At 60.8% G+C, this 1,944-nt stretch carries 1 protein-coding gene; it reads left to right on the top strand.

Annotation, left to right across the window (positions count from 1 at the left end):
* The coding region (locus GOW98_RS25465; RefSeq protein ID WP_170337390.1) for a tandem-95 repeat protein at window positions 1-1,944 on the top strand (1,944 nt) is incomplete at both ends.

The raw sequence follows: 1,944 nt of genomic DNA, 5'->3' as shown, positions 1-1,944 counted from the left end.
CTACACCATCACCGACGGCACCGACACAGATACCGCAACCGTGACGGTCACGGTGGCTCCCCCCCCCGGTTCCGGTACTTCGGATGACTTCTCGGCAACAACGCTTGACCCGATCTGGGCATTTGCAGGGCCGGGAGAGGTTAGTTCTGGATTGGGCACTTCCGGCAGCGATGCTTTCCTGATCTTGTCGACCCCTGCGGGTGATTATGACGTTTATGACGAGAACCGTGGGGCGCGGCTGCTGCAGACCGTGGCGGACGAAGATTTTCAGGTCGAGGCGCGGTTCCTGAGCACGCCATCCGAGCGGTACCAGTTGCAGGGCTTCCTGGTTGAACAGGACGCAGACAACTGGCTGCGCTTTGATACCTATTCTGACGGCACCAACCTGCGTGCCTTTGCAGCTACCACCATCAATGGAGACTCTTCGCCGGCCTTCAATGTGACAATCCCTGGTGGCAGTGCCGAATATCTTGATCTGACGCGTTCGGGGGACACCTGGACGTTCCGCTATTCAGCGGATGGGGTGAACTGGACCACGGCGGGCAGTTTTACCCATGCGCTGACCGTCACGGCCGTGGGGCCGATGGCGGGCAGCACTCAGACCAGCGCGGGCTATACCGCACAGGTGGATTACTTTGAATTCGCCAGCGACCCGATAGCGGATGAAGACGGGGGGTTTGTGCCCGCGCCGCTGCCGCCCGAGGCAAGCGATGATACGCTGGTGGCGCTGCCGGATACAGCACTGGCTATTGATGTGGCGGCGGATCTGCTGGCCAATGACAGTGATCCGAACAATGATCCGCTGAGCCTGGACAGCTTCACCCAGCCGGCCAATGGCACGGTGGCGGATAATGGCGACGGCACGCTGACCTACACACCCAATACCGGGTTCACCGGGGCGGACAGCTTTACCTACACCATCACCGACGGCACTAACACAGATACCGCAACCGTGACGGTTACTGTCGCATCGCCACCGGCGGCAGCGGTATCGGATGATTTCGCGGGCGCAACGCTTGACCCGGTCTGGACGGTGATTGGTCCAGCGGGGATTTCCCATGCGCTGGGGTCGACTGCGTCCGATGCCTATCTGGAACTGGTGACGCCGGATGGCGACCATAATATTTGGGATACCAACAAGGGTGCCCGCGCCATGCAGAGCCAGGCGGACGAGGACTTCACCCTTGAGACTCGATTTCTGAGCACGCCAACCGACCAGTATCAGATGCAGGGCTTGCTGGTCGAAGCCGACGCCGATAACTGGCTGCGTTTTGATACCTATTCCGATGGCAATAATCTGCGCGTTTTTGCAGCGACCACCGTCAACGGTGACTCAACGCCAAAGTTCAACGCGGTGATCCCCGGCGGCAGCGCCCCGTATCTTCGGGTTGAGCGCAGCGGTGATTTGTGGACGATGTATTACTCGACCGACGGGGCAAACTGGACCACGGCGGGCAGTTTTACCCGTGCGCTGACGGTCACCTCTGTGGGTGTGTTTGCGGGCAACACCGGCAGTGCTTCGGGCTTTACTGCGCAGGTGGATTATTTCGAGACCTCTGCCGATCCGATCACGAATGAGGACGGCAACAGCACTCCGGGCAACACGGTTCCGGATGCGGCGGATGACGGATTGTCGACGGGTCAGGATGCAGCGTTGGTTGTGAATGTGGCCGCGGATTTGCTGGCCAATGACAGCGATGGCGACGGTGACCTGCTGAGCCTGGACAGCTTCACCCAGCCGACCAATGGCACGGTGGCGGATAATGGCGACGGCACGCTGACCTACACACCCAATGCCGGGTTCACCGGGGCGGACAGCTTTACCTACACCATCACCGACGGCACCGACACAGATACCGCAACCGTGACGGTCACGGTGACCGGCACGCCTCCGGGCAACACGGTTCCGGATGCGGCGGATGACGGATTGTCGACGGGTCAGGA

The sequence above is a fragment of the Ruegeria arenilitoris genome (assembly GCF_013032445.1).
Lineage (GTDB): Bacteria > Pseudomonadota > Alphaproteobacteria > Rhodobacterales > Rhodobacteraceae > Ruegeria > Ruegeria arenilitoris_F.
Note: the sequence above shows the minus strand (reverse complement) of the source record. Positions and strands in the feature narration are given on the sequence as shown.